General features: G+C 63.1%; 20 protein-coding genes. 17 read left to right on the top strand and 3 right to left on the bottom strand.

Annotated features, from left to right (window positions below):
* The first annotated feature begins 19 nt into the window (after positions 1 to 19).
* From ACTNFK_RS08575 to murJ, 6 genes are read left to right on the top strand one after another with little or no spacing between them, the layout of a single operon-like run.
* Positions 20 to 829, top strand: coding sequence for a thymidylate synthase (locus ACTNFK_RS08575; RefSeq protein ID WP_435937312.1), 810 nt, complete (start codon positions 20 to 22; stop codon positions 827 to 829).
* A 3-nt stretch (positions 830 to 832) separates the two neighbouring features.
* The gene (locus ACTNFK_RS08570) at positions 833 to 1,342 is read left to right on the top strand and encodes a dihydrofolate reductase (protein ID WP_433647036.1); all 510 of its coding nucleotides are present in this window, start codon (positions 833 to 835) and stop codon (positions 1,340 to 1,342) included.
* A 4-nt stretch (positions 1,343 to 1,346) separates the two neighbouring features.
* Positions 1,347 to 2,324 (top strand): 4-hydroxy-tetrahydrodipicolinate synthase, encoded by a 978-nt coding sequence (gene dapA / locus ACTNFK_RS08565; protein WP_435937311.1) that lies wholly within the window; start codon positions 1,347 to 1,349, stop codon positions 2,322 to 2,324.
* Between the two features lie 22 nt (positions 2,325 to 2,346).
* Positions 2,347 to 4,023, top strand: coding sequence for a ribonuclease J (locus ACTNFK_RS08560; RefSeq protein ID WP_435937310.1), 1,677 nt, complete (start codon positions 2,347 to 2,349; stop codon positions 4,021 to 4,023).
* Positions 4,024 to 4,025: 2 nt separating this feature from the next.
* Positions 4,026 to 4,958 carry a lipid II:glycine glycyltransferase FemX gene (locus ACTNFK_RS08555; RefSeq protein WP_435937309.1) on the top strand — a complete coding sequence of 311 codons (933 nt, stop codon included), beginning with the start codon at positions 4,026 to 4,028 and terminating at the stop codon, positions 4,956 to 4,958.
* A 3-nt stretch (positions 4,959 to 4,961) separates the two neighbouring features.
* Positions 4,962 to 6,575: a murein biosynthesis integral membrane protein MurJ gene (murJ, locus tag ACTNFK_RS08550; RefSeq protein WP_435937308.1), complete on the top strand. Its 1,614-nt coding sequence runs from the start codon at positions 4,962 to 4,964 to the stop codon at positions 6,573 to 6,575.
* 19 nt (positions 6,576 to 6,594) lie between these two features.
* Here the strand turns inward: murJ and ACTNFK_RS08545 are convergent, their stop codons facing one another.
* Together ACTNFK_RS08545 and ACTNFK_RS08540 are read right to left on the bottom strand one after the other, a co-directional pair.
* Entirely contained in the window at positions 6,595 to 7,539 is a 945-nt protein-coding gene (locus ACTNFK_RS08545; RefSeq protein ID WP_435937306.1) for a lipid II:glycine glycyltransferase FemX, read from the bottom strand.
* Positions 7,540 to 7,561: 22 nt separating this feature from the next.
* Positions 7,562 to 8,665: a lipid II:glycine glycyltransferase FemX gene (locus tag ACTNFK_RS08540; RefSeq protein WP_435937304.1), complete on the bottom strand. Its 1,104-nt coding sequence runs from the start codon at positions 8,663 to 8,665 to the stop codon at positions 7,562 to 7,564.
* Between the two features lie 99 nt (positions 8,666 to 8,764).
* Between ACTNFK_RS08540 and ACTNFK_RS08535 the strand changes: the two genes are divergently transcribed.
* The 11 genes from ACTNFK_RS08535 to ACTNFK_RS08485 all read left to right on the top strand — a co-directional run bounded on the left by ACTNFK_RS08535 (position 8,765) and on the right by ACTNFK_RS08485 (position 23,569).
* Complete coding sequence (locus ACTNFK_RS08535; RefSeq protein ID WP_435937303.1) at positions 8,765 to 11,626, top strand: FtsK/SpoIIIE family DNA translocase; 2,862 nt, start codon at positions 8,765 to 8,767, stop codon at positions 11,624 to 11,626.
* 9 nt (positions 11,627 to 11,635) lie between these two features.
* On the top strand, positions 11,636 to 12,235 hold the full coding sequence (gene pgsA / locus ACTNFK_RS08530; protein WP_435937302.1) for a CDP-diacylglycerol--glycerol-3-phosphate 3-phosphatidyltransferase: 600 nt from the start codon (positions 11,636 to 11,638) through the stop codon (positions 12,233 to 12,235).
* Positions 12,236 to 12,309: 74 nt separating this feature from the next.
* Entirely contained in the window at positions 12,310 to 12,771 is a 462-nt protein-coding gene (locus tag ACTNFK_RS08525) for a CinA family protein (RefSeq protein WP_445117150.1), read from the top strand.
* 176 nt (positions 12,772 to 12,947) lie between these two features.
* Positions 12,948 to 13,274, top strand: coding sequence for a helix-turn-helix domain-containing protein (locus tag ACTNFK_RS08520; RefSeq protein WP_433647026.1), 327 nt, complete (start codon positions 12,948 to 12,950; stop codon positions 13,272 to 13,274).
* Between the two features lie 26 nt (positions 13,275 to 13,300).
* Positions 13,301 to 13,495 (top strand): DUF3046 domain-containing protein, encoded by a 195-nt coding sequence (locus ACTNFK_RS08515; protein WP_445117149.1) that lies wholly within the window; start codon positions 13,301 to 13,303, stop codon positions 13,493 to 13,495.
* 275 nt (positions 13,496 to 13,770) lie between these two features.
* Positions 13,771 to 14,844, top strand: a complete 1,074-nt coding sequence (recA, locus tag ACTNFK_RS08510; protein ID WP_433647024.1) for a recombinase RecA — start codon at positions 13,771 to 13,773, stop codon at positions 14,842 to 14,844.
* Between the two features lie 9 nt (positions 14,845 to 14,853).
* Positions 14,854 to 15,591, top strand: coding sequence for a regulatory protein RecX (locus ACTNFK_RS08505; protein ID WP_435937299.1), 738 nt, complete (start codon positions 14,854 to 14,856; stop codon positions 15,589 to 15,591).
* Between the two features lie 74 nt (positions 15,592 to 15,665).
* Positions 15,666 to 17,207 (top strand): tRNA (N6-isopentenyl adenosine(37)-C2)-methylthiotransferase MiaB, encoded by a 1,542-nt coding sequence (gene miaB / locus ACTNFK_RS08500; protein ID WP_435937298.1) that lies wholly within the window; start codon positions 15,666 to 15,668, stop codon positions 17,205 to 17,207.
* A complete protein-coding gene (gene miaA, locus ACTNFK_RS08495; protein ID WP_435937297.1) occupies positions 17,204 to 18,121 on the top strand; it encodes a tRNA (adenosine(37)-N6)-dimethylallyltransferase MiaA in 918 nt (305 codons plus the stop codon). The genes miaB and miaA overlap by 4 nt, the downstream gene beginning before the upstream one ends.
* A gap of 94 nt (positions 18,122 to 18,215) precedes the next feature.
* Positions 18,216 to 22,181 (top strand): Pls/PosA family non-ribosomal peptide synthetase, encoded by a 3,966-nt coding sequence (locus ACTNFK_RS08490; protein ID WP_435937296.1) that lies wholly within the window; start codon positions 18,216 to 18,218, stop codon positions 22,179 to 22,181.
* Complete coding sequence (locus ACTNFK_RS08485) at positions 22,181 to 23,569, top strand: M1 family metallopeptidase (protein WP_435937295.1); 1,389 nt, start codon at positions 22,181 to 22,183, stop codon at positions 23,567 to 23,569. The genes ACTNFK_RS08490 and ACTNFK_RS08485 overlap by 1 nt, the downstream gene beginning before the upstream one ends.
* Here the strand turns inward: ACTNFK_RS08485 and ACTNFK_RS08480 are convergent.
* Positions 23,535 to 24,158 carry a 4'-phosphopantetheinyl transferase family protein gene (locus tag ACTNFK_RS08480; protein WP_433647018.1) on the bottom strand — a complete coding sequence of 208 codons (624 nt, stop codon included), beginning with the start codon at positions 24,156 to 24,158 and terminating at the stop codon, positions 23,535 to 23,537. The genes ACTNFK_RS08485 and ACTNFK_RS08480 overlap by 35 nt on opposite strands.
* Positions 24,159 to 24,171: the final 13 nt, after the last annotated feature.

The following is a 24,171-nucleotide window of genomic DNA, read 5'->3' as shown; positions in this document are numbered from 1 at the left end:
AGGCCGGTAGTCTGGTGTGATGTCTGAGCCACGCATCGAGACCCCCTATGAGGACCTGCTGCGCGAGGTGTTCGAGTATGGCACCCCGAAGGGGGACCGCACCGGCACCGGTACGCGGAGCCTGTTCGGTCGGCAGATCCGCTTTGATCTCGCCGAATCGTTTCCCTTGATCACGACGAAACGGGTGCACTTCAAATCGGTTGCTGTCGAACTCTTGTGGTTCCTCCGAGGCGAGGGCAACGTGAGCTTTTTGCGCGAGCACGGAGTGACCATTTGGGATGAATGGGCAAACGACCAGGGTGAACTTGGCCCGGTGTATGGGGTGCAGTGGCGATCGTGGCCGACCCCAAATGGTGAGCACATCGATCAGATCGCCCAGGTGATTGAGCAGATTCGCCAGAGCCCCAATTCGCGGCGGCTCATGGTCTCGGCCTGGAATGTCGCCGAACTCGACCAAATGGCGCTTGCCCCGTGCCACGCCTTCTTCCAGTTCTATGTCGCCGATGGAAAGCTGTCGTGCCAGCTGTACCAACGTTCCGCCGACATGTTTCTCGGTGTGCCCTTTAATATCGCGAGCTACGCACTGCTCACCCTGATGGTGGCGCAGCAGACCGGGCTCGAGCCGGGCGAATTTATCTGGACCGGTGGAGACTGCCACATCTACGACAATCACGTTGAGCAGGTACGCACGCAGCTGAGCCGGGATGCATTCCCCTATCCCACGCTCGAGCTCCGCAAGCGTGACAGTATCTTCGACTACGAGTTCGAAGACTTCACTCTGATCGACTACCAGCATCACCCGGGCATCAAAGCTCCGGTCGCGGTATAGTCCGTGGATCCGCAGGCTGGCCCCCGTATCGCACTCATTTGGGCCCAAGCGAACGGCGGTGCAATTGGACGTGATGGGCAGATGCCCTGGCACCTCCCGGAAGATCTCGCACACTTTCGGCGGGTCACGTTCGGCGCACCCGTAGTCATGGGCCGCCGCACCTGGGAGTCGCTGCCTGATCGGTTTCGCCCGCTGCCGGGTCGAGAGAACGTCGTGGTCACACGCGACCCCGCGTTTGTGGCCAAGGGTGCGCGCGTCGCGCGATCCACTTTGGAAGCCCTGACATCGGTGGAACCGAACCTGTGGGTGATCGGTGGTGGCGAGATGTACCGGGCCGCGATGCCGCACGCCGCAGAACTCGTGGTGACTCGCATCTCGCTCGACGTGCCTGATGCCGACACATTCGCCCCCGAGATCGGGCCGGAATGGCACCTTGACGAGGCGGGCGAGCCACTCGTTTCGCAGACTGGGCTGAACTACCGCTTCGAGCGCTACCTGCGTCAGATACCCTAGAGTAGTGACGACTGTAGAGAACCCCTTCGGCCAGGTATTGGTCGCCCTGATCACCCCATTTCACGCCGATGGTGAGGTCGATTGGGCCGCGACCGAACGGCACATTGAGCATTGCATCACCAGCGGTGCTGACGGCATTGTCGTGACTGGCACGACAGGTGAGACTTCGACGCTCACCGACCCCGAAAAACTTGAGCTCGTGCGCGTGGCAAAGTCGGTGAGTGCGGGCCGTGCCAAGATCATCACCGGGGGCGGCTCGAACGAGACCGCGCACGCCATTCAGCTCTACAAAGACAGCGAGAAGGCCGGTGCCGACGGTGTGATGATCGTCACGCCCTACTACAACAAGCCGACCCAGGCTGGCCTGCTCACTCACTTTCGCATGGTCGCCGATGCAACCGACCTGCCCGTAATCTTGTACGACATTCCCGGACGCACCGGAGTGCCGATCATGTACGAGACAATCCTGCGGCTCGCGAAGCACCCCAACATTCTTGCGGTGAAGGATGCCAAGGGCGATTTCAGTGAGGTCAGTCGGGTACTGAATCAGACCGATCTCCTGTATTTCTCCGGCGATGACGCAAACGTATTGCCCCACCTCTCGATCGGCGCGAGCGGGCTCATCGGCGTGACCGCGAACATCACGGCGGCACCGTATCGCACCATCATCGACGCGGTGAATCGCGGCGACCTCTTCACTGCACGTGCCGAGCACATGCGGCTCGAGCCGCTGGTGCGCGCCATCATGACGCACGTTCCCGGCACCGTCGCCGCGAAGTATGTGCTGCATGGGCTCGGTCGCATCGGCAGCCCGCGCGTGCGCTTGCCCCTCGTGGGCCCCGAAGAGTGGGAGGCTGCACTCATTGAAGATGAGCTCGCCCTGGTTTCCAACCTGACTGGTGCCGACTTCTCGAACTTCCGCCCCGACCGCAACGCGGCCGCGGGCGGCGCGCTGCCGCAGATCGCTGGCACCACACGCTAGAGCCCCTAGGAGGCTGAAACACTTGACCACCCCCCACTACGCTCCGCCCGCGCTCGAACCCGGCACGCTGCGAATCACCCCTCTCGGTGGCCTCGGCGAGGTCGGCCGCAACATGACCGTGTTCGAAATTGACGGCAAGCTGCTCGTGGTTGACTGCGGCGTACTCTTCCCGGAGGAGACACACCCGGGAGTTGACCTGATCTTGCCCGATATCTCCAAGATCGAGCATCGCCTGAATGACATTATTGCCGTGGTGCTTACGCACGGCCACGAGGATCACATTGGTGGCGTGCCGTACCTGTTGAAGCGCCGCGCTGACATCCCGCTCATCGGGTCGAAGCTCACGCTCGCGTTCATCGACGCGAAGCTCAAGGAGCACCGGATCCGCCCGGTACTGCACGAGGTTGCAGAGGGTGTACGCGAGACCTTCGGTCCGTACGATCTCGAATTCATCGCGGTCAACCACTCCATTCCTGACGCGCTCGCGGTGGCCATCCGTACCTCTGCCGGTACCGTGATCGGTACGGGTGACTTCAAGATGGATCAGTTGCCGATGGATGGTCGAATCACCGACCTGCGCGCATTTGCCCGGTTGGGTGAAGAGGGCGTGGATCTTTTCATGACCGATTCCACGAACGCCGACGTACCCGGCTTCACCCCGCTCGAGAAAGACATCGGGCCAGTGCTTGAGCGAGTGATTTCGCAGTCACGGGGCAAGGTGGTGGTGGCAAGTTTCTCGAGCCACGTACACCGAGTTCAGCAGGTCTTCGATGCCGCACACGCGAGTGGTCGACGCGTGGTCTTGCTGGGCCGCTCCATGGTTCGCAACATGAAAATCGCCTCCGATTTGGGATACCTGAACGTGCCCGAGGGGCTGCTCGTTGACCTGAAAAAGAGCGGTCAGATCCCGAACCATCGTCTGGTGTACATGTCGACGGGATCGCAGGGCGAGCCGATGGCAGTACTCAGTCGGATGGCGAATCGCGAGCACCAGGTCGAGGTGGGCGAGGGCGACACCGTGATCCTTGCCTCGAGCCTGATCCCCGGCAACGAGAACTCGGTCTACCGTGTGATCAACGGGCTCATGAAACTCGGCGCACACGTCGTCCACAAGGGCAACGCGAAGGTGCACGTCTCCGGGCACGCAGCCGCTGGCGAACTGCTCTACGCCTACAACATCGTGCAGCCCAAGAACGTCATGCCGATCCACGGTGAATACCGCCACCTCGTGGCGAACGCCGCGCTCGCGATCGAAACCGGCGTTCCGCAGAACCGCACGATCATCGGCGAGAACGGCACCGTGGTCGACTTGATTGACGGGGTTGCACGCGCGGTGGGGCAGCTCGATATTGACTTCATCTACGTCGACGGCTCGAGCGTCGGTCGCGTGACCGATGACGATCTGCGTGACCGCCGGGTGCTTGCGGAGGAAGGCTTCATCTCGGTTATCACCGTAGTTGAGACGAGCCTCGGCCAGATCGTGTCTGGCCCCGAGGTGCACGCCAAGGGTGTCGCCGAAGAAGACCACGTTTTTGACAGCATCAAGCCGAAGATTGCCGACGCACTCGAAGCTGCGATGAAGGACGGTGTCGTTGACCACCACGAGCTGCAGCAGATCGTGCGCCGCACACTCGGCCGCTGGGTCGGTACAAAGCTGCGCCGCAAGGCAATGATCGTTCCCGTCGTTGTGGTGGTGTAACGGTGGCTGATTTCTTCCAGACCCAGGCGTGGTGGGATTTCCAGCGCGAGCTCGGGGAAGAGGTAGTGCACGCAAGCGGAGACGGTTGGCACTATTTCGGTCGCATGGTGAAGGACGCGGTCGGTACGTATTTGTACCTGCCATACGGTCCGGTGGTGGCCAGTGAGCAGGCACTCGACGACGCGGTAGAACACGCCAAAGTCCAGGCACGTGAACTGGGAGCGTATCGGCTGCTACTGGAACCGTCACTGCCGATCACCTCTGCGCAAGCGGAGGCGCGATTTGCTACGCAGCGATTGGGTTTCCAGCCCAGTAGATCGCAGATTGTCCACCTTGCACAAAGCGAGGAGGACATCATCAAGGGAATGTCGACGACACGTCGGAAGCAGCATCGCGGGGCTGAGCGAAAGGGCATGACGTTCTCGGAAAGCCGCGACCGCGGAGACTACGAGACTGGCGTGCGACTCCTTCGCGAGTCCGGTGAGGCAAAATCATTCTTCGTTCGCGATGAGGAATACTTTGACAAGTTCCGAGTCGCACTGTTTGAACCGGGGATCGCGAAGATATTTGTCGGCCGGTTCGAGGGTGAGATTCACATCGTCGCCTTTGTGATCGACGATGCAGACACTCGCTACTACCTCTATGTTGGGCGCGATCTCTCGAACAACAGTCTGCAGATCTCGGCTCCGCTGATCTCCCACATGATCCTTGACGCGAAGGCCCAGGGTCTCAAGGAGTTTGATCTCTTTGGTATTTCGGCAAGTGATGATGTCGAAGACGATATGACCGGCTTCACAGTATTCAAGCGAACCTTTGGTGGCGAGACCGTGCAATACGCGGGAACGTGGGAAGTTCCGCTGAAGGTCGGTCGATACGCGGCTCGTCGCGTCATCGACACGGTTGAGAAACTGCGACACCCGCGCAACTCGGAGTAATCGGTGGCGTCAGGGCTCCTGCGGGCGAGTGCGGTGATGGCCGCCGGCACCGTGCTCTCGAGACTTCTCGGCTTCGCCAAGGCCGTGTTGTTGGTCGCAGCAATTGGTCAGACATCGATTTCTGCGGACGCATTTGCCAACGGCAACATGCTGCCCAACACCGTGTATGTGATCCTCATGGGTGGCATGCTGAACGCGGTCTTGGTTCCGCAGATCGTGAAGGCAGCGACAGCCTCGGACGGGGGCTTGGGGTACATCAACAAAGTGATGACCTTTGTCATCATCACCCTCACCGCGATCACGACGCTCGCAATGGTGAGCGCGCCAGTGCTCGTGTGGCTCTTTCAGCTCTCGTGGTCGACCGAGCAGCTCACCCTGTCTCTCGCCTTCGCTTACTGGTGCATCCCACAGATCATCTTCTACGGCATATACACCGTGATGGGGGAGGTGCTCAACGCACGGAGCGTGTTCGGTCCGTACACGTGGGCGCCGGTGCTGAACAACCTCATCAGCATTGCAGGCATCCTCGCCTTCATGGTGATGTTCGGCGCAGACCCTGATGGGCTTCGCGGAGTCACCGATTGGAACGCACTCAGCATCGCGGTACTCGGTGGGAGCGCAACGCTCGGTGTGGTAGCACAGGCACTCATCCTGTTTGTCTCGTGGCGCAAAGCGGGCATCACGTATCGTCCCGACTTCGTCTGGCGGGGGATCGGGCTCGGGCAGACCGCGAAGATTGCGGGTTGGAGCCTGGCCACCATCGTCATCACGACGCTCGCGGGAATCGTGACGGGCAATGTCGTCGGAACGGCGACCGGAGAGGGGCCCTCGACGATTGCGCTGCAAAACGCCTGGTTGATCCTCATGTTGCCGCACTCGGTCTTGGCGGTGACTCTCGCTACCGCCTACTTCACCAGGCTCTCTGAATCCTGGCGAGACGGACGCGTCGCGGATTTTCGGTCAGATTTTTCTAGCTCACTGCGCCAGATCTCCTTGGTGATGGTTCTCGCGTCGGTTCTCATTTTCACGGGCGCCCCATTCCTCAGCCGCCTGATGCAGTTGAGTGCGAGCGCAGAGTTGATCGATCCCTTCGCGTTGGTACTGCAGGTATATGTGTTTGCGCTGGCGCCCTTCAGTTTTCTCTTTGTGGTGCAGCGTTCGTTCTATGCGCTCTCTGACACCAGAACGCCATTCTTCTTCACGATCGTTCAGGTGCTTGTGTTGGTAGCTCTGTCAGTTGCCGGTCTTGCCGTGGTGGGGCCGGAGCACATCGGAGCGTGGGTCGCGGGTGCGTATGCGGTCTCGACGGCATTTCAGGTGTTGCTGGCCATTTGGCTTCTGCGACGCCGAATCGGCAGCGTCGATGGCCGCCGAATCCTTCGGAGCCTGGCAACGTTTGCACTGGCGGCGATCCCCGCGCTCGCGGTGGGACTCTGGGTGGCGCATGTGTCGCGTCAGATGGCTCCCGCGCTCGGCGTAGGGGAGGCGCTCGTGGCATCGCTTGTGCTCGTGGCCGCGTGCAGCGCGCTGTATCTCCTGTCGCTTGCAGGCTTGCGCTCCCCAGAACTCCGCGAGGTAGTGGGAGTCCTCCGCCGCAGGTTCGGGCGCAGTAACTGACGAGATCAGTGAAGGATCATCATGCCCGCTCGGAAATGAGTGTTCTTGCCCACGTGTAGACGGCGTAACTGAGCCGCTTGACGGGGAGTTCCCACGTGCCGGAAAAGTCAATCTGGGTGCCGCCGAATGATCGTTTGAAGTCAGAAAACCCAGACCACGCGTGATCCTTGATCTCTGGGGGGACAACCCCGTAGAGGTCAAACTCGCCGAGTCCCTTCTGGTGCGCCTGTTCGATCATCGTGCTGACCAGGATGCCGCCGGCCGACAACCTCCGGTGCGCCGTATCTGCGGCAGCGTGGCCGTAATAGCGTCGCTCGGCATCATCGTAGATCAGCGCCGCGGCGACCGGAGCGGCCTCGCCCTCGAGATCGACGAGATACATCTTTGCGTCGCCCGACGGCATCAATGTGCGGGCCTGTAGCCGCAGATAGTCGCTGCTGTGCGCGTGCATGCCGGTACGGTCGGTGACTTCGCCCAGCAGACGGATGAGCTGCTCGATGTCATGGGGATCCTCGCTCATCCGCACGGAGAGGCCCTTCGAGGTGTAATTACGGTGCAGATTGCGGGCCGACTTTGACATGCCACGCAGCACCTCGTCGAACGGGCGACTGAGGTCGATTCGCTGGGTGTGTTCGGGTTGCACCCGAGAGACTCTGCGGAGGCCAAGTTCCGACAACGCAGCACCGGGAAATCCCAGATTCGGGCCCTCGGTGGTAAGTGTCGGTTCGACCCGCACGAAAGCTGCGCCGAGTCGCCGAGCCTCGGCTCGCAACGCGGCGAGGGCCGGGCGGAGCGCAGACTCGCGCTCAAGTTCTGGTCCGTACGGCACATACAGTCGCGAGTTCAGCTTGCCGCGCTCGACAAAGGCCTGAGCTTTCCAGCCGTCGCCGGAAAGATTGACGACGGTGCGGCCGCGTGCCTCTTGAAGTCGGCCCCAGGCCGCACTCTGCAGAAAATGACCCATGGGTGCAGGTGTGTCCTTTGGTCTAGTAGAGTCCGAGATCTTGAAAGCGTGTGCGATGCAGCTTGCTCACGATGCGTTCTCCCCAGCGTTTCCAAAGTTGGAACCGTCGCGGTCGCAGTACCAAGTCAAATGCCCCGACGTAAGTGGTGCGCTCGCGGGAGAAGGAGAGTTTAAAAAGCCCCAACCCGTACGCGGGGTGATCGGCCGTGCTCTGTGCCCATGCGGGTGCGACTCCAAACAGGTCGATCTCCGTGGCCCCGGAATCTCGTGCATCGCGCATCATCTGCCACAGCAAGAGGTTGGACATTCCGGGGGTGACACGGTCTCGCTCAGATCCGCCGTCTTTGTAGAATGCGCGGTCACCGACGCGAATCAGGAACCCCATGACCGCAGGGGTGCCATCAGCGTCAATCGCATAGAACTGTCCCTGTCCTGCGCGGGTGAAGCCCTGCCACAGTGTTTCTGAGTATTCGGGTGCACGAAGGGCGAGATCCGCAGTGCCGCCACCCACCAGGCGCATGAGGCGATGCATGTGGGCGAACGTCTCGGGTGAAGGCGGAACCTTGCGTACGATGGCACCGTCTCGCTCTGCACGCCGCACCATGTTGCGGCACTTCTTGTCGAAGCTGGCAAGCAGCTCCTCGTCGCTGCGATCAATGCGCACGATGGCGGTTGTTGCATTGCCCTGCAAGGCGGGGCGGTTGCGCACATCGAGGCCCCGTGCGATGACCTCGGGAAGCGGAGCCTGGCCAGCGTTCTCATCAGCAACGATCGGCGGCTCTACGGTGACCGCGAAGACCCGTGGGGCGGCTTCGCGCGCGAAACGGTGAAGTGCCCGAAGGTGCTCTGCAAAGGCATCGAAGTCCGGTGCTGCAGGGCCACGCGGTATGTACCACAGGTGCCCCAGCAGGGGGATCTGGCGTTCACAGACGAGCGCCACGCTGTGGATCGCCGATCCGCGTGTGAACACCAGGTATCGAGGCACCCATCCCACCTGACTCTTGGTGTCAGCGAAAGCCCGAGCGGCGAGAAATTCGCCGCCCCCCGGGTTTGCGGCCACGAGCGAATCCCAACGGTCGATTTCCGTGGAAGTGGCGGTTCGCGCAGTGAGCGTGGTGTCATTCATGTCTTACTCAGGGTACCCGGTTCGTAAGCTGAGAGTTTGAGTCTGCGGCTCGCCGCTGCCCATCCGGGCCTCCTGGCGAGTGGGTTGTAGCGTGAACGCATGGCTACCAAGTCTTCGGCGCGCGGCAAAGCCTCCGCCCCCGCGCGCGGCGCGAGAGCGGGGTCGACCGCAAAAACCAGAGTGCTCGTCGAGGCCGCTGAACCAGAGAACGTGATGGTCAGGGCGTGGCTCGGTCTGTCACACGCGATCGGGGGAGGGGCGCGAGCGTTTCGTCCAGAACCCATGGCTCCCGAGGAGCGTCGTGACGGCATCCCGATGCTGCTTGTGACGCTCGCAATCGTGGGAGCAGTGATCGAATGGTTCTTGCTCGGCAATGCGGTGGCCACGCAGGTCAGCTCATGGAGTTTTGGTGGGCTGTTTGGTCGCGTGGCCTTCGGGATGCCGATCATTATGGTCGGTTTCGCCTTCTGGCTCTTCAATCATCCCTCTGGGGTGCACGACAATCGTCGCATCGCCATCGGCCTCGCGATCGCGATTCTGAGTGTCTCGGGCTTGGCTCATGTTTTGGGCGCGCAGCCGCAGCCGTCGGACGGAATGGTCGCTCTCGCGCAAGCTGGGGGGCTCCTCGGATGGATGGTGGGTGCACCGCTTGCGATGCTCACCGTGTGGGTCGCCGTGCCCGTGCTTTCCGTGCTCGCGGCGCTCTCAGTGCTGATCGTCACGAAGACCCCACCGAGTCGAGTATTCGCACGCATGCGTGAGGCGTATGGGTATCTTTTTGGCGCGCAAATCGACGAAGTCGAATCAGACGCACATGCCGCTGGGGGATCCTCTGCGGAACGCCCGCGACTCACATCGCGAGGCGACTCCGAGGTGCTCTTTGACCTCAACGAGACCGGGAACACCGGAGGGCTGCCCTGGTGGCGGCGCACCGAGTCGGGTCGTGAGGAAGAACCAGAGTACGCCTCCACCGAATCCGGTCTGACTGAAGTGTTGGGCGTCGACCCCGGGGCTGCGGCGAAGGGGGCCTTTGACACGGCGCTCGAAGCAGAGCAGCCGACCGACGTGTTTGCTGACGATCTGTTTGGTGGCAACGCCGACGAGCCGACCTCGAGTGTCGCCGAAGATGTCGAGATCGCGCAGCTGCGGGGCGAGGCTGCCGCGACGACGACGTTCCAGGTGGCTCAGCCGCACGAGAATGCGCAGCACCCCTACGTGCTTCCCGACCAGGGCACGCTTTCGCAGGGCGACCCGCCGAAGTCGCGTACGCAGGCGAATGACACGATCATGGCCTCCATTACCGATGTGCTGACGCAGTTCAACGTCGACGCGCAGGTCACCGGGTTTTCTCGCGGCCCGACGGTCACGCAGTACGAGGTGGCGCTCGGGCCCGGGGTGAAGGTTGAAAAGGTGACTGCGCTCACCAAGAACCTGGCGTACGCGGTTGCCTCGAATGAAATCCGCATCCTTTCGCCGATTCCGGGAAAGAGCGCGATCGGTATTGAAATCCCGAATCAGGATCGCGAGAACGTGGCGCTTGGGGACGTGCTCCGCTCGGCGCGAGCCCAGCGCTCGCCTCACCCGATGACCATCGCCATTGGCAAAGATGTGAAGGGCGATTTCGTCGTCGCGAATCTCGCGAAGATGCCTCACTTGTTGGTCGCCGGAGCCACGGGGTCTGGTAAGTCAAGCTTCATCAACTCGATGATCACCAGCATTCTCATGCGCGCGACCCCCGCCGAAGTGAGGATGGTGTTGGTTGACCCCAAGCGGGTTGAGTTGACTGTCTATCAGGGCGTGCCGCACTTGATCACTCCCATCATCACGAACCCCAAGAAGGCCGCCGAGGCGCTGCAGTGGGTCGTGAAGGAAATGGACATGCGTTACGACGACCTGGCAAGCTTCGGGTTCCGTCATATCGACGATTTCAACGAGGCGGTCCGGTCGGGCTCGCTCGTGCTTCCCGAGGGCAGTCAGCGCGTGTTGAAGCCCTATCCCTACCTCTTGGTTGTGGTGGACGAGCTCGCCGACCTCATGCTCGTGGCTCCTCGCGACGTTGAAGATTCGATTCAGCGGATCACCCAGCTCGCGCGAGCGGCGGGGATCCACCTGGTGCTTGCGACCCAGCGCCCATCGGTCAACGTCGTCACCGGGGTGATCAAGTCAAACGTTCCGAGCCGCTACGCGTTCGCGGTGGCTTCCGGCACCGACTCTCGAGTGATTCTTGACGAGGTCGGGGCCGAACGACTTATTGGGCAGGGTGACGGGCTGCTCCTCCTGAATGGTGAATCGACAGCGATCCGCGTGCAGGGTGCGTGGGTCAACGAGGCCGAAATCGCCCGCGTTGTCGAACATGTCAAGACTCAGGCCCGACCGGAATACCGAGCCGACGTGGCTCAGGTCGTGGAAAAAAAGGAAGTCGACGCCGATATCGGCGACGACCTCGATGTCCTCCTGGCGGCCATTGAGCTCGTGGTCAGTTCGCAGTTCGGATCCACGTCGATGCTGCAGCGCAAACTCCGCGTGGGATTTGCCAAGGCGGGACGCCTGATGGATCTGATGGAGTCTCGCGACATCGTTGGTCCGTCTGAGGGTTCGAAGGCGCGCGATGTACTCGTCGCACCCGAGCAGCTCGCGGAGGTACTCGCGGGTGTCACCGGCAACGGGCCCACTCAGTCCTCGGCAGCCGCATCAGGCGCTTCGGCATCCGCTCAGGTTTCGGTGCCCGCACCGGCTGCGGCGCAGGCACCCCAGAACTTGCAGGATGCCTCGTCTTCCCACGCCTCGCAAGACTTTGACGTTGTGTCCGAAGCGGCGACCGATGTCATCGAGCCGCTCCGGGCTGACAGTTCCGGGTTCGGTGACGATCGTTATGACGACCCAATCACGCAGAAGTACACTGGCCTGGAAGAGGTCGACGGTGACGATGAAGACGCCTGGCAGCTCACCGGTCGCGACTAGGGTGAGAGTGTGACTCAACCACCGGCCAAGCCAAGCAACTGGAATGCACCGAATGTCATCACCGGCGCGAGGATCGTTGCCACGCCGTTCTTCGTCTGGATGCTTCTGGCGGATGACGGCCACATGGGCCCACTTCGCTGGGCCGCCGCCGCCTTCTTCGTCGTAGCTATCGCGACGGATGCGTGGGACGGATACATCGCCCGTTCTCGCAGCCTGGTGACCGACCTCGGCAAACTCCTCGATCCCATTGCCGACAAGTTCTTGACCGGAGCCGCCCTCGTAGGCCTGTCTATCCTCGGTGAGCTTCCCTGGTGGATCACGGTTCTGGTGCTCGTCCGTGAGATCGGAATCACCGTGCACCGGCTGTTCGAAGCGCGTACCATCGTGGTCGCCGCAGCGTGGATGGGAAAGCTGAAGACTGTTGCACAATCGGTGGCCATTGCGCTGGCGCTCTTTCCGCTCGCCTCGCTGCTCGGTGACTGGGTCAACTGGGTGAACCTCGTGACCATGGCGATCGCTGTGGCGCTGACAGTTGCGAGCGGCATCGATTACGTTGTGAATTTCGCGCGTCTGGGCCGCGCTGGGCAGGCTTCGGCCCGGCCGAGGTAGCTCACATGCCACACCGAATTGCCAAAGCAGGTGAGCTCGCGCGGGCGGTAGTACACAGAGCCGATGAGCTAGGCGTGAGATTCGCTGTTGCGGAGTCACTCACTGGGGGGCTGTTGTCGGCCACGATCGTGTCGGTACCCGGTGCTTCTCGGGTCTTTTCGGGTGGCATCGTGGCATACGACACCGCACTAAAGTCGTCACTTCTCAGCGTCGATGCCGCATTGCTGGCGGCTCGAGGACCGGTGGATCCCGAGGTGGCGACTCAGATGGCTCGTGGGGTGCGTCGCGCCTGTGCGGTGCCGCAGGGGCGCGCGAGCGTGCCGGTGGAGGTTCAATTCGGAATCTCCACGACTGGAGTGGCCGGGCCCGACCCTGACCCGCAGACGGGCCAAGGTGTGGGCACGGTGTGGCTGGGCATCAGTTCCGGCCATGGGGAGCGTGCGATGCTCTTCGAAATTAACGGGAACCGGCAGGCGATTCGAGAAGCGACTGTTCGAGAGGCGCTGCAGCTCCTCCATGACGCGATCGGCGAGTGAATATGAGTCGACTTGGCTCACATTCAGGAAATGCTCAGGAATACACCGCCTGTTCTCGCGGTTATTCCCAGTGACACCCGCCAGACTAGAGGTGTCACCCCGAGGCGCATCCCAGCGCATCAGCGGGTAGTCTGATAGGCATAGCCTCACGGTCGTGCAGAGCAAAGGAGGACGCGATGGTACTTGTTCGTCAGGAGATTGGCGATGTGCTGCGTGACTTCCGCCTGCAGAAGGGGCGCACCCTCCGTCAGGTAGCGGGCGAAGCGAGCGTTGCGCTTGGCTACCTCAGCGAGGTTGAGCGCGGCCAGAAGGAAGCCTCAAGTGAGATTCTCGCCGCGGTCGCAGATGCGCTAGATACGCCTCTCTCGGTCATCATGGGTGAAGTGAGTGAGCGGCTCGCGATGGTTGAAGGTCTGAGTGTTCAGCTTTCGTCTCGCGTGCCCGACACCGTTCCGGCGGATCTTGTCTCCGGATATCGACCTTCTCTGCTCGCAGGAAAGTAGTGCGGCTGAGCGAATTTCAGCGAGCAATGGCTGAGGAGTTCGGGGAGGTCTACTCCGGAGTTCTCTTGCGTGACTATTGGCTCGCGGAGTTTGAGGGAACCGCGCGGGACGCGCTCGATCGGGGCGTGCCGGCTCGACGTGTGTGGGATGCCTTGTGCGTCGAAATGCAGGTTCCCGAGCAGCGTCGGTATGGCCGCGGCCTCAGGGACCCGCGAGAATGATCGCGCTGGCGTGCGATGGCTCACCTGGACTGTTCCGACACGCCGAGTGATACTTTCGAAAGTTTGTTCGAATATGGGTATTCTCGCTCCCAGGTGATCTTGTTGCCGTTCCTCTCCACACATTGCCACTTTCGACGCTGAGTGTCGGTGGTGCAATCTAGGGTCGGAAGCACGAGCCACCTACGCCTTGTCAGTTCTGAGCATTTCGCTCCGGACACGACAGCAGGTAGGCAGCAACCCGGCGACCCACGCCCCGACGGCAGGAGAACAAGCTCATGGCAGCACCCAAAGATCGCGAGAAAGCCCTTGAAATGGCGCTCGCGAATATTGACAAACAGTTCGGTAAGGGTGCGATCATGCGCCTCGGGAGCACAGATCGCCCGAAGGTTGAGGTCATCCCGACCGGCTCGATCGCTCTTGACGTCGCTCTCGGTATCGGTGGACTCCCGCGCGGCCGCATCGTGGAGATATATGGCCCCGAATCTTCGGGGAAGACGACACTCACGCTGCATGCCATCGCAAACGCGCAGCGCGCCGGCGGAATCGCCGCCTTCATTGATGCCGAGCACGCGCTCGACCCCGTATACGCAGAGAAACTGGGTGTTGACATCGACGCGCTCCTTGTGTCGCAGCCCGACACTGGTGAGCAGGCGTTGGAGATCACGGACATGCTGATTCGTTCGGGATCCGTGGATCTGGTGGTGGTCGACTCGGTGGCTGCACTGGTGCCGAAGGCCGAGATCGAGGGCGATATGGGTGATAGCCACGTCGGCTTGCAGGCACGCCTGATGTCACAGGCGCTCCGTAAGATCACCGGTGGCCTGAGCCAGACCAACACGACAGCAATCTTCATCAACCAGTTGCGGGAGAAGATTGGGGTGTTTTTCGGGAGTCCAGAAACTACGTCTGGTGGCAAAGCGCTGAAATTTTACGCATCAGTGCGCCTCGACATTCGTCGCATTCAAACGCTGAAAGACGGCACCGACGCAGTAGGCAACCGCACGCGTGTCAAGGTGGTAAAAAACAAGATGGCGCCGCCCTTTAAGCAGGCTGAATTCGACATTCTGTACGGCGTGGGCATCTCACGCGAAGGCTCACTGATCGATTTTGGCGTGGAGCATGGTCTCGTGAAGAAGAGCGGTGCCTGGTACACCTATGAAGGTGATCAGCTGGGACAGGGAATGGAGAATTCGCGTCGCTTCCTCATTCAGCACCCTGATATTGCCGCTGAGATAGAAGAAAAGATTCTCGTGAAGCTGGGCGTGAAAGACGACCCGAACGCTCCCGTGGTCGCGGCGGTCGAAGAAAGCCACGCAGAACCTCTTCGCGACGAGCGACTGGGCGCATAGCGCATCCTCATGGTGGTGCGTTTCCTGCCCGTTCCTCCGGCTTCGGAGCCTGAGAACAGAGATGACCGACGGGGCGACCGACCCGATCTCGCGGAGGTCATTGAGCTTCGATCCCGACTCCCGGAGGCGATTCGAGCCGGGGTCGAGACCCAGTACGCTCCTCGGCTGAATCCTCCCTTTGTGTCCGAGTCAGAGATTGGGTCCGAACCAGGAATTGAGTCGGAGTACGCGGGAGAGCCCGGATTCGAGTCAGAGTCCGCACCTGAGCGAAGCACCCAGGAGGATGGTGTGCGGCTGCTCGCGCGCCGCGCGCTGTCCTCTGGGGAGCTTCGAAGAGATCTCCTGAACATCGGCCACCCGGCATGGGACATTGATGCGGCGATTGACGAGTTCGTCGCGAGCCTCTACCTCGACGATCTTGGCCTCGCTCGGAGAGTCACTGAGTCGCTCCGGGAGCGCAAAGGATCGAGCCGCAGCCAGATTCGGATGAAGCTCCGCGACCGCCTGATTCCTCAGGGTGTTATCGAGGAAGTGCTCGGTGAGCTCGATGATGACGAGGAGTTCGCGCTTCTCCGGACCGCGGCTGCGGAACGTGCACGGAAGATGAGTGGTCTCGATCGCCAGACCGCCGAGCGGCGGCTTCTCGGTTTTCTCGCACGCCGCGGCTGGTCAGGTGAACCGGCCTCGCGTGCCGCCCGTGAGGCACTGGATGGGCTTCGTTCCGGATCTGGAGTGCGGTTTCAATAGCGCCCCGAGCGCGGCTTGAGTCGTGACCCGAGCGCTCGGCCGCAGCACATTTCACGGTCGGTAGAATTGGGCACATGCCCTCTGCAGTTGTCACCCCCATAGCTCCGTCGCCCGCTGCACTTGGCCCTGATGGAACTCCGCGCAGTTACACGGTTCGCACCTTGGGTTGTCAGATGAACGTGCACGACTCAGAGCGATTGGCAGGTTCTCTTGAGGCCGCCGGCTATGTTGCAGCGAGCGTGCCCGATGAGGCCGACGTGGTGGTCATCAACACCTGCGCGGTGCGCGAAAATGCGGCGAATAAGCTCTACGGCAATCTCGGCATTCTCGCGAGCGTGAAGCGCGAGCGTGCAGGCATGCAAATCGCGGTCGGGGGTTGTCTCGCTCAGAAGGACCAGGGCACCATCGTGAAGAAGGCACCCTGGGTGGACGTGGTATTCGGCACCCACAACATGGGATCGCTGCCGGTCCTCCTCGAGCGAGCGCGGCACAACCAAGAAGCGCAGGTCGAGATTCTCGAGTCGCTCGAGGTGTTCCCCTCGACGCTCCCGACCAAGCGCGACTCAGCATCGAGCGGGTGGGTGTCCATTTCGGTCGGCTGCAACAATACCTGTACCTTCTGCATCGTTCCCGCCCTTCGAGGAAAGGAAAAGGATCGCAGGCCTGGCGAGATCTTGGCTGAGGTGCAGGCGCTCGTCGACGATGGTGCGATCGAAGTGACACTCCTGGGACAGAACGTCAACACCTACGGGGTGGAGTTCGGAGATCGAGAGGCGTTCGGTAAACTCCTTCGCGCCATGGGAGACATCGAAGGGCTCGAACGGGTTCGCTTCACCAGCCCGCACCCCGCAGCGTTCACCGACGACGTGATTGCGGCAATGGCCGAGACTCCAAACGTCATGCCGCAACTGCACATGCCTTTGCAATCCGGCTCAGACGCGATCCTCAAGGCGATGCGACGTTCCTATCGGAGCACGAAGTTTCTCGGGATCCTTGACCGGGTACGTGCGCAAATTCCCAACGCCTCGATCACCACCGACATCATCGTGGGATTCCCGGGTGAGACCGACGAAGACTTCGAGGATACGATGCGCGTGGTGGAGGCCTCTCGGTTCTCGAGCGCGTACACGTTCCAATACTCGATCCGTCCGGGCACCCCAGCAGCCGAGATGGAACAGCAGGTTCCGAAGGCGATCGTGCAGGAGCGCTACACGCGGCTGCACGCGTTGCAGGAGCGGATCTCCTTTGAGGAAAACCACGCACAGATCGGGCGCACCGTCGACGTTCTCGTCGCCGCGAGCGAGGGTCGTAAAGACGATGCCACCCGGCGCTTAACGGGCAGGGCCGAAGATAACCGGCTCGTGCACTTCGCCATCCCGGCGAATGCAGATGTCCCGCGTCCTGGCGATGTCGTCACGGTACAGGTCACGGGCGCGGCTCCGCACTTCATCATCGCCGACCCCGCAGCCGGTGGTCCCTATGCGGTGCGGCGCACACGAGCGGGCGACGCATGGGATCGACGAGAGGCCGACAGCTGTGCAGCTCCGGCACCCACCGACCTGAGCGGCGCTCCTCGGGCGGTCAGCCTCGGGCTCCCGACGCTTCGGGTGCTGTGACCGGTTCGCTCTGGGCCATCGTCGGTGCCACTGGTACCGGTAAGACCGCGCTGTCACTGGCACTCGCGGAGCAACTGGCAGCGTCGGGTCGCACGGCCGAGATCGTGAACGCGGATGCGATGCAGCTCTACCGCGGCATGAATATCGGTACGGCAAAGCTCGCCCCCGCGCACCGACGCGGAATCGTGCATCACTTGTTTGACGCGCTGGAACCCAGTCAGGAAGCCACCGTGGCCTGGTATCAGCCCACCGCGCGCGCACTCATCACTGAGATCCACGAGCGCGGTCATGATGCGATTGTGGTGGGCGGATCGGGCCTGTACGTCTCCAGCCTCATCTTCGACTTCCAATTTCCCCCTCGCGATGAGGCGCTTCGCGCCACGCTCGAGCGCGAGCTCACTGAGCTCGGGGTGGCGGCTCTCGCGCAGCGTTTGCGCGCGCTTGATCCGGTGGCGGCGGCTGCAGTCGACTCGCGGAACGGACGACGGGTGGTTCGCGCGCTTGAGGTGGCTGCGCTAGGCGAGAGGGCCCACGGTAGCCTGCCTCAGGTGCCCGAGTACTGGCGTATGCGCACCCGCACGATCGCCGTGCACGCCGAGCGCGCTGACCTGGTGAGGAGGCTCGACCGACGCGTCGAGCAGATGTGGTCTGACGGGATCCTGGATGAGGTGCGCGCACTGATTCCCCACGGTATAGAGCACGGAAAGACCGCCTCCCGCGCCATTGGGTATGCGCAGGCACTCGCGCAGCTCGCTGGTGAGAAAACCGAGGCCGAGGCGATCGCCGAGACACAGGCGCTCACGCGCCGTTACGCGCGACGGCAGGTGAGCTGGTTTAAGCGCTACCCCGACATTGAGTGGATCGCCTCGCCCGACCCTGAGCTGATCTCCCCGCAGCCCACCACCGCCGGCTGATCAGTTCACGACGCAGCGTCCACAGGTCCGGTTCGTCGGGCAAGCTTCCAGCCATGTGAACTCCCGTTTACGTCGCTGGAATAGACTTCGCCGCATGAGCCACGCTGATTCGCAGGAAGCCCTGAACCGGGCAGCATTCGCCGCGCCCGAACGCACGCTGATCGACATCCTGCGCCAGTCGACCCTTGCCCATCCCGACGCGTCCGCGCTTGACGCGGGGGCGGGGGCGCTCAGTTATCGTGAGTTGCTCGCCGCGGTCGAACTCCTCGCAGGCGACTTGCGAACTAATGGGGTCCGGCCCGGAGACCGGGTGGGCGTTCGGATTGATTCCGGCTCGGCAGACCTCTACATCGCCATTCTCGCGATCATGTTCGCCGGGGCAGCCTACGTGCCGGTCGATGCCGACGATACCGACGAGCGGGCTCGGCTGGTCTTCGGTGAAGCAGACGTCGCCGGGATCGTGGGAAACGGCCCGCAGTACGTGCGGAGCACCCGCCCGGGGATTCGCGAGGAAGCCTCCGTGGCTGACTCGGGGCCAGTGGATCCAGCAGGCGAGGACGGCGCAGCAGTTCGTCAGGGAGCTCAGGCCGGACCGGATCCAAAGCCGGATGACGACGCCTGGGTCATCTTCACGTCGGGTTCGACCGGGGTACCCAAGGGTGTCGCGGTCACGCACCGATCGGCGGCTGCGTTCGTCGACGCCGAGGCGCGCATGTTCGTGCAGTCTCGCCCGCTCGGTCCCGGCGACCGGGTGCTCGCTGGCCTCTCGGTCGCGTTTGATGCTTCGTGCGAAGAGATGTGGTTGGCCTGGCGTCACGCCGCGTGCCTGGTGCCCGCTCCGCGTGCGCTCGTGCGGGCGGGAGAGGACCTGGCCCAGTGGCTCGTGCGCCAGGGCATCACGGTGGTCTCCACGGTGCCAACACTCGCTGCCATTTGGCCGCGCGAGGCGATTGAAAACGTCCGACTCCTGATCTTTGGGGGAGAGGCGTGCCCGCCCGAACTCGCGGCCAGGCTCGTCGATGAAGATCGAGAGGTGTGGAACACCTACGGCCCCACCGAGGCGACGGTCGTCGCGTGCGGCTGTCGCCTTGACGGCGCCTCCCCGGTGCGCATCGGACTGCCGCTCGACGGGTGGGATCTTGCGGTGGTCGATCCAGGCGGTTTCCGCGTTGCTCCGGGGGAATCGGGTGAACTCATCATCGGAGGAGTGGGTCTTGCCCGGTACCTCGATCCTGCCAAGGATGCCGAGAAGTACGCGCCAATGCCGACGCTGGGCTGGGAGCGTGCGTATCGTTCCGGCGACCTGGTGAAGTATGAGCCTGAGGGGCTGCTCTTTCTGGGGCGCGCGGACGACCAGGTGAAGGTTGGGGGTCGACGCATCGAGCTCGGCGAGGTCGAATCGGCGTTGCAGGATCTTCCCGGCGTGACGGCCGCGGCCGTGGCCGTGCGCAACAGTGAGTCCGGGGTGCCGCTGCTCGTCGGCTACCTGGTGGTCGAGAGCGAGACGCCATTTGATCGGACCCACGCCCGAAGCTCTCTCGCTGGCAGGCTGGCCGCCGGCGTGATGCCACTGCTCGCGGTGGTCGAAGACTTGCCCATGCGTACCTCCGGCAAGGTAGATCGGGATGCCCTCCCATGGCCGCTGCCTGGAGTCGAGGAACCGATGCCTGAGGGATTCACCGAGACTGAACGCTGGCTGGGCGAACAGTGGCAGGCGGTCTTAGGTATCGCCCCGAACTCGGCACAGGCGGATTTCTTCGACCTCGGCGGCGGATCCCTCACCGCAGCGCAGCTCGTCTCTCGCATCCGCACGCGAGTACCCGAGTACTCCGTCGCCGATGTCTACGATGTGCCCAGGCTGTCGGCCATGGCAAAGGCCATCGCCGCGGTGGAAGAGGTGAGCGACCCCGCGAGTTTTCACTCGCCCGAACCCACGTCAAAAGGTACCCAGTGGGTGCAGAGCATCGCCGGCGTGCCATTGTTCCTGGTTAGCGGGCTGCGGTGGCTCATCTACATCCTCACCGCGGGAACGATCCTGAACTTGACCACGGGCTTTGAGGCGCTGCCGAGCGCGCCGATCTGGGTGCTGCTCTTCGGTATTGTGCTGATCCTGACACCGTTCGGTCGCATGGCCATCGCCGCGCTCGCCGCACGAGTGTTGCTCGCAGGGGTCGCCCCCGGGGACTACCCTCGGGGCGGGTTCGTGCACATGCGGCTGTGGCTGGCCGAACACTTCGCCGATCAGATCGATGCCGTCGGAAGCGCGGGAGCCCCCTGGGTGATGCTCTACGCGCGCGCGCTGGGAGCCAAGATTTCGCGAGACGTCAACCTGCACACGCTGCCGCCCATCACCGGGATGCTTGAGATTGGGCGGGGATCCGCAATCGAGCCTGAAGTCGATCTCAGCGGTTACTGGATTGACGGCGATGTGCTCCGGGTCGGCAGGGTGCAGATCGGCGAGCATGTCACGATCGGGGCACGATCGGTGCTGGCTCCGGGAACCCGCATTGATGACGGTGCGGAGATCGCTCCGGGCTCGGCGGTCTTCGGTCGGGTGAAGGCGAATCAGACCTGGGCCGGTTCACCCGCGGTGCGGGTCGGAGGAACCTCGGTTCGGTGGCCCGAGGCGCCCCCGCGTCAGTCGCCCCTCTGGCGCGCGGCCTATGCGTTCTCCTCTCTGGGACTCGCACTGCTCCCATTCGTGTCGTTCGCGGCCGGGGGCGGGCTCGTGGCACTCGCGGTACGCGGCCAGGGCACGCTCCCCGAGATCTACGGCCTGGCACTCCTGGCGCTCGTGCCCGCGGTTCTCGTTGCCGGCTTCATCTACGCCGGTGCCGTCGTCGTGCTGGTGCGCCTCCTCGCGCTCGGGCTCCGCGAGGGAACCTTCCCTGTGCACAGTCGTGTCGGCTGGCAGGTGTGGACCACCGAGCGACTGCTAGACGCGGCCCGCACCTTCCTCTTTCCGCTCTACTCCAGCCTGTTCACCCCGGTGTGGCTGCGCCTGCTGGGAGCGACCGTCGGCAAGAACGTCGAGGCATCCACCGTGTTGTTGCTTCCGTGCATGACACGCATTGACGACGGTGCGTTTCTCGCGGACGACACGATGGTGGCCTCGTACGAACTCCACCGCGGGTGGATGCGGATCGGCCCGGTACGCATCGGCAAGCGCGCGTTCCTAGGCAACTCCGGGATGGCCGGCCCGGGGCACCGAGTCGCCAAGGATTCACTCGTCGCGGTGCTCTCCGTCGCCCCGGAGAAGTCGAAATCGGGCTCATCCTGGCTCGGTTCCCCCGCGGTGAGGCTGCGCCGAGTGGCGCAAACGGGTGACGATACCCGCACCTTCAACCCCGGCGCGAAGTTGCGGATCGCGCGTGCGCTGTGGGAACTCGGCAGACTTGTGCCGGTCTTTGTGACCGCGGCACTCGGCTTGAGTGTCTTGCTCGTCATGGCATGGCTGTGGCAGTCGCTGGGGCCCGTGTGGATCCTGCTGCTGTCAGGAGTCGTGATGCTCGTTGCGGGTGCGGTCGCTGCCGCGATCACCACGCTCGCGAAGTGGATCATCGTCGGCATGATTCGCGCCGGTGAGGCGCCGCTGTGGTCAAGCTTCGTCTGGCGCACCGAGGTCTCCGACACCTTCACGGAAATGGTCGCGGCACCGTGGTTTGCCCGTGCGGCGTCTGGCACACCGGCGCTGGCGCTCTGGCTGCGTTCGCTGGGCGCGCGCATCGGTACCGGGGTGTGGTGCGAATCGTATTGGCTCCCAGAGCCGGATCTTGTCACGCTGGGTGCCGGATCCACTGTCAACCGCGGGTGCGTTGTACAGACCCACCTCTTTCATGATCGAATTATGAGCATGGACACCGTCGAACTCGAACCCGGGGCAACGCTCGGGCCCCACAGCGTGATTCTGCCCGCTGCCACCATTGGCGCGAACGCGACGGTGGGGCCGGCCTCGCTCGTCATGCGTGGGGAGACCGTGCCGGTGGGATCTCGCTGGAGCGGCAACCCAATCGGGCCGTGGAAAGCGGTCAAGGTGCGCGCCTACCAGACCACGAAATAATGGGTGACCAATACACGCCCAATAGCGGAGACTCCCGGTACGAGGTCGAGCGATACGCACTCGACCTCACGTACACGCCGCGAACGAACCGGCTGTCCGGCACGGCGAGACTGACGATCACAATCGTGGAACGCACGAGCGCGATCCGCCTCGACCTGGTCGGGCTTCGGGCCAAGAAGGTGCGGGTGAATGGGGCACCTCACCGCGACGTGAAACAGACCGACCACGCACTCGTCGTGAAGTTTGCCGAGGCCCGCGAAGCGGGAGCCACGCTGGTCGTCGAGATTCAGTACGCGGGGAGCCCAGCTCCGCGCCGCTCGCATTGGGGGCAGCTTGGGTGGGAAGAACTCGAGAACGGGGCGCTTGTCGCCGCCCAGCCCACCGGGGCACCGACCTGGTTTCCGTGCAACGATCGCATTGCCAACCGCGCGACCTACGAGATCCGTTTCACCACAGATGCCGAATTCTTCGTCGCGATCAGCGGGGTGCCCGGAGAGGTCACCCAGCGCGGGGGCACGCGAACCTGGTCGTTCACGAGCGAGGTACCGACGGCGACCTATCTCGTCGCCGCGCACGTGGGGCAGTATGCGGAGTTTCCCCTCAACATCCCGCTGCGTTCGGGGGCGACGGTCGGTCGACTCGTGACACCGCGCCGTCAGGCACCCGAGATGCTGCGCGCGTTCGCTCCGATGGTCGACATGGTGCGCGAGTTCGAAACGTGGTTCGGGCCCTACCCACAGGAGGACCTGACGGTGGTTGTCGTGGAGGAGGAGCTTGAGATTCCCCTCGAATCGCAGGGCCTCGTGACATTCGGCTCGAACCACGCTGCGGCCGCCGAACAGCGACTCCTGGCGCATGAGCTTGCGCACCAGTGGTTCGGGAACAGCGTGGCGATTTCACGTTGGAAGGACATCTGGCTGAACGAGGGGTTTTGCTGCTTCTCCGAGTGGATCTGGGCCGAAGCCTCGGGCCGCCAGACGATCGCCCAGTGCGCACAGGAGCACCATGAGCTGCTCTCGGCACTGCCGCAGGATCTCCTACTTTCGAATCCCGGCGCGGCCGACATGTTCGACGACCGCGTCTACAAGCGGGGGGCGCTGCTCCTGGAGGCTCTCCGGCGAACCCTGGGAGACGCGAAGTTTCGTGCGCTTCTGCTGGCCTGGTCCACGGAAAACTCCCACCGCCAGGTGCGCAGCGAAGATTTCCTGAGGTTGGCGCAATCATTCACCGCAGAACCGCTCGAAGGCCTGTGGCACAGCTGGCTCCTCGACGAGAAGCTTCCGAAGCTGCCGAAGCCTTCCAAGCTTCCGAAGGGTGACAGAGTGCCCAAGGCCCAGAAAGCACTCACGCCCCTCAACCAGCTGAAGCCGACGAAGGCGGGAAAGTAGCGGGCGCATCCGGTGACGGGGTGGCGGCGGCGAGCGCCACGCTGATGAGCGCGGTTCCGTGCTTGCCGGGCAGGGTCAGCGTGAGGTCGACTCCGCGCAGTTCTGGGAGACCGGGCATCGGCGGGGCGATCCACCCGTGTGCATCACCGGTGCAGTCGAGCGCGCGCACCTCGTCTCGCAGACCGGTGCGCCTGGCCTTGGCGACCGCCTCAAGCCGTGTCCAGTCGCACAGCTCCGCGCTGCCGATCGCCTCGGAAATGGCTCGTCTTCGATCTCCCGAATCGATCTCTGCGTCAATGCCAAAGGCCACAGTCAGGGCCGGTGCCGCTCCCACGACGACGAGCGTGCCCGCGTAGGTCATGCTGACGAGGGGGGCAGGGCCGCGGGGGAGCCGTGCCTGTACTGGGCCGTGTGCGCCTCCACACTCCGGGCACACTGAGGAAAAGCGCGACTCTTCGCCCAGCAACTCGCGCAGCAGTGATCGTGCCAGCGCGTGACGGTCTTGCGTGGGCGTGGCGAGCTGCCAGGCGAGGGTCGCTCCGAGTGCTGACAGCCGGTTCCCGTGGAGTTGATCACCTCGTTCGCCCATGCCGCGATGCTAG

The organism is Leucobacter fengyongliangi (genome assembly GCF_052386045.1).
This window is presented reverse-complemented; position numbering and strand designations above follow the sequence as displayed.